The 4,187-nt window shown below is 71.3% G+C and carries 3 protein-coding genes and 3 pseudogenes; 4 read left to right on the top strand and 2 right to left on the bottom strand.

Features of this window, described 5'->3' with window-relative positions; all coding sequences use genetic code 11:
- The 3 genes and pseudogenes from JWQ91_RS03375 to JWQ91_RS03385 all read left to right on the top strand — a co-directional run.
- A pseudogene (locus JWQ91_RS03375) lies at positions 1-260 on the top strand (SAM-dependent methyltransferase); the annotation flags it as partial.
- A 28-nt stretch (positions 261-288) separates the two neighbouring features.
- Positions 289-1,971, top strand: a complete 1,683-nt coding sequence (locus JWQ91_RS03380; RefSeq protein ID WP_297780836.1) for a hypothetical protein — start codon at positions 289-291, stop codon at positions 1,969-1,971.
- 59 nt (positions 1,972-2,030) lie between these two features.
- Positions 2,031-2,624, top strand: coding sequence for a TetR/AcrR family transcriptional regulator (locus tag JWQ91_RS03385; RefSeq protein WP_297780838.1), 594 nt, complete (start codon positions 2,031-2,033; stop codon positions 2,622-2,624).
- A gap of 29 nt (positions 2,625-2,653) precedes the next feature.
- Here JWQ91_RS03385 and JWQ91_RS03390 read toward each other — a convergent pair.
- Both JWQ91_RS03390 and JWQ91_RS03395 read right to left on the bottom strand, forming a co-directional pair.
- Positions 2,654-3,256, bottom strand: a pseudogene (locus JWQ91_RS03390) (MFS transporter); the annotation flags it as partial.
- A 77-nt stretch (positions 3,257-3,333) separates the two neighbouring features.
- Positions 3,334-3,864, bottom strand: a pseudogene (locus JWQ91_RS03395) (hypothetical protein); the annotation flags it as partial.
- A 137-nt stretch (positions 3,865-4,001) separates the two neighbouring features.
- Here JWQ91_RS03395 and JWQ91_RS03400 point away from each other — a divergent pair.
- Positions 4,002-4,187: hypothetical protein (locus JWQ91_RS03400; protein ID WP_297780840.1), on the top strand; the 186-nt coding region annotated here is incomplete at its 3' end.

Below are 4,187 nucleotides of genomic sequence, written 5' to 3' on the forward strand. Positions count from 1 at the left end.
CCGACGACGGGACGTTCATGCTCGTCGAGCCGATGGCCGGTGACCACATCGAGGACAACCTGCACCCGATCGGGCGCGTGTTCTACGGCGCCTCGACGCTGGTGTGCACGCCCTCGTCGCTCGCCCAACCCGGGCAGCGCGCCCTCGGTCCGCAGGCGGGTCCGGCCGTCCTGACGTCGATGCTCAAGGACGCCGGCTTCAGCCGGGTCCGCGTCGCCACCACGACACCGGTCAACCTCGTGATCGAGGCCCGCCCGTGAGCAGCGCGGACCCAGGAGGGGCCCCAAGATGACGGCACAGCACGCATCGCCGGCTCGCTGGCTGGGCGTCGGAGCGGCGGCGGTGATGCTGGCCGGATCCTCCGGGCTGGTGAGCCCTGCCGTCGCAGTATCCAGCGGCGGGGTCACGGCGTGCGTGGACGGGGCGGGCTGTCACTCGACGCTGAGCGCGGCGCTCTCGGCTGCCGGTCCGGGTGCCGTCGTCCGGTTGTCCGCCGGAGTCTTCACCGGGGGTGTCACGATCGTTCGGCCGGTGACCCTGATCGGAACGGGGGCCGGGCGGACCGTGATCGCCGGTGGCGGTCCCGTGATCACCGTCGAGCCCACGGCCGAAGCCACGCGTGTGGTCGGCGTGACGATCACCGGAGGGGTCACGCACGGCGACGGGGTGGAGGCGTTCGGTGGGGGTGTGCTCGTCCGGGCTGGGTCCGGAGACGCGCCGGGGGCCTCGCTGACGCTGTCGCGCTCCGTGGTGAAGGGCAACCGGACCGAGCCGACTCGGACCAGTCCGTCACCGAGCGGCGTCCGGTGCCCCGAGTCGGACTGCCCCTACGCAGGCTCCTTCGGTGCTGGCATCGCGACCCGGGGTGACCTGACCCTCGACCGGGTCCGGATCTCCGACAACCTGGCCGGCGGGGCGGCGAGCGACGCCGACGGTGCAGGGGTGTGGGCTCGCGGTGGAGACGTTGTCGTCCGTCGCTCGTCGGTGGTCCGCAATGACGCCGTGCCACGCGAGATCGGGCGCTTCGCCGAGGGCGCCGGTCTCTTCGTGGAGGGCGGGTCCCTCGACGTCGACCGCAGCGACGTCAGCCACAACCGCGCCGACCTCCAGACCCGCTGGCCGGTCCTGGGACAGGGCGAGCTCATCGAGATGGGCGCACATGCCGGGGGCATCCATGTCGGTGGCGGCGCGGCCGGCACGCTGATCACGCGATCCCGGATCAATCACAACGTCGTCAGGACCGTGGACCCCGTCGGGGAGCCGCTGGCCTTCGATGCCGCGCTGCTGTCCCACCTGACCCCGCTGACCATGCGCGACACCGAGATCAGCCACAATCGGGTGATCAGCGAGGTTGCGACCACCGATGACATCCTGCCGGTCGGTTCCGTCGTCGAGATCAACGCCGGAGGGACCGTCTCCGACACCCGGATCACCGACAACTCCGTCACGATCCACAGCGTGGACGGATCGGCCGTGGGGAGCTCTGGACTGGCGGTCTACGACTTCGTCGGCAACGCCGACCCGGTCGACCTGACGCGGGTCGTGGTCAGCGGCAACCGGGTTCGGGCGAGCAGCACGCACGGGTCCGCCGGCGTCCTCGGGGTCGGCATCTTCAACAACACCGTCCTCCGAGCCCGCTCGTCGACCGTGCGCAACAACACCGGGACGGCGCGCGCTCCGGTGACGATGGCCCAGGGCGGGGGGATCTGGAACGGTGCCTTCCTCTCCGGCCCGCCGGTCGATCTCGCGCTCACGAGCTCCCGGGTCGTCCACAACAGTGTCGCGGCCACCGACGCCTCCTCGGCGCAGGGCGGTGGGATCTACAACGCCGGGACCGTCACGCTCGCACGCTCCCAGGTCGCCCACAACCGCCCGGACGACTGCTTCGCGTGCGACCCGTCGGCCCCCGGACCGTCCGCAGGGCGTGCCGCCCGACCCGGGCCCACACACGATCCGCTCCGCTGGCGGTGACCCGTCGCACCACGACGGCACCCTCGCTGGTCCCGACCGCCGCTCGGTATCGTGAACGAATGCGAACCAAGCCGGGACGTCCGCGACAGCTCACCGTCGACCAGATCATCGACGCGGTGCTGGCCGAGGGGCTGGCGACGTTCTCGATGCCGCAGATCGCCAGACGCCTCAACGTGGCCCACTCGGGGCTCTACCGGTACGTCGACAGTCGCGAGCACCTGCTGGTCCTGGCCATGGACCGGATCGCCCGCGAAGCGCCTTGGCCCTCCACCGACCTGGACTGGCGTGACGAGATCACCGCCATCGGCGAGACCCTGTGGGGGCTGTGCCAGCGCTACACCGGCTATGACGTCGCGGCAGTGACCGCACGCAACATCTCTCCGGGGTTCGTGGAGAAGCTGACGCCTCATGTCGAGTCCCTGTGCGAGCACGGCCTCGACCTGATCGATGCCACGGCCGCGATCGACTTCATCCGGACCCTGGTGCTCAACTCCTCGATCGACGCTGCCCGCATGCAGAGCCTGACCACCGACCAGGACGTGCCCGAGCACTCGATCCCGGGCTTCACCGATCCCGAGAAGTGGTCGGGTCGCGGCTGGTACCAACGTCACCTCGACACCCACCTGGACGGCCTCGCCCAGCGTCTGCGCTGACCGCGTCCCGGCGGTGCGTGTGTCGTGGCTCAGCCCCGTGAGCGGGACCGGCCGGCCGTGGCCGACGTGGGCAGGGTGTGCGTGTGTGCCGCCGCTGCCGCGGCGGCGTCGTCGAGCGTTCCGGTCGCCGCACGGTGCCGGCCCATCGCGACGGCCATCAGGACACCCAGGACGCTGAACACCACCATCAGCCAGGACGCCGCAGCCAGACCCGACGCGAGCGCGTCGCCCCTCGCCGCACCGTCGTCGGTCCGGTTGTCGATCACGGTTCCGTAGATCGTGGCCGCCAGCGCGGTCGCGACGGCCGCACCGACGTACCGCGCCATGTTCGAGACGCCGGAGGCGCCACCGACCTGCCTCTCGGGGACGGACGCCGTGGCCGCCGACGAGGCGGGGCCGTTGGACATGCCCATGCCCACCGCGATCGCGACGAGCGGGAGCAGGAACGCGCCGTAGGTCCACGAGGCGTCGACCAGGCCGACGATGACGAAGCCGATCGTCGTGAGGATGAATCCGAGGCACACGGTCTGTCGGCCACCCATCCGCTGGGCCAGACGCGGCACCAGCGGGGCCACCGCGACCAGTCCGACCGTGGCCGGCAGCGTCGCCAGTCCGGCCTCGAGCGGGCTGAAGCCGAGGGTGGCAGGATCTGGAAGTACAGGCTGAGCAAATACATCAGCGCGTTGATCGTGCCGGCGCCGATCAGGATCGCGATGGTCGAGCCGACCAGGACCCGGTTGCGCAGCAGCGCGAGGTCCAGCAGCGGCACCGCGACCTTCTGCTCGACGGCCACGAACGCCACCCCGGACGCGACCGAGATCGCGAAGCAGCCGAGGGTTGGCGCCGAGATCCATCCCCAGTCGCCGCTCTTGGAGACCCCGAGGATCAGTGGCGTCAGCACCAGCGCAATGAGCAGGGTGCCGGCGAAGTCGATGGTCCGGGGACGATCGGGGTCCCGCGACTCCCCCACGGTCGCCGCCGTCATCAGCACGCAGGCGCCGGCGACGGTGGCATCGACCCAGAACAGTCCCTGCCACCCGGTGACGTCGACGAGGACACCGCCCAGCAGTGGTCCGGCCGCAGCCCCGACAGCGGCGGCCGCACCCCACAGGGAGACCGACCGCAGCTGCGAGCCCTCGTTGGACCGGCACCTCTGCCGACGTGTTGCCGTTGACCACGAGCGTCGAGATGCACGTGACGACCAGGATGCCTCGCGCGCCCGTGCTCGCCTGTGCGACATGACCCATGGCCTGCCCCTTACGCGTGCCGACCCGCCACGGGCGAGGGCCAGTCTCCTCCGGTTGTCGGGCGGCGAACCTGGCAGCAGAATGTAGGAGCCGCCCGTCCGGGGCGGCCACTTCGCACCCAGGAGGACGTATGACGACCACCCCCGAAGAGCCGCTCAACGACGACGACATCACCAGCAGCCCGGCCAGTGGCACACCGACGCCCGGCGGCGATGCCGACGGGACGGACGGCGGGGACGCCGACGGGACCGATGGCGACGCCACGGACACGACCGACGGCGACACCACGGACTCCGACGGCACCGACGGCGACGGG

Origin of the sequence: Aeromicrobium sp., from assembly GCF_025965075.1 — a bacterium.
Lineage (GTDB): Bacteria > Actinomycetota > Actinomycetes > Propionibacteriales > Nocardioidaceae > Aeromicrobium.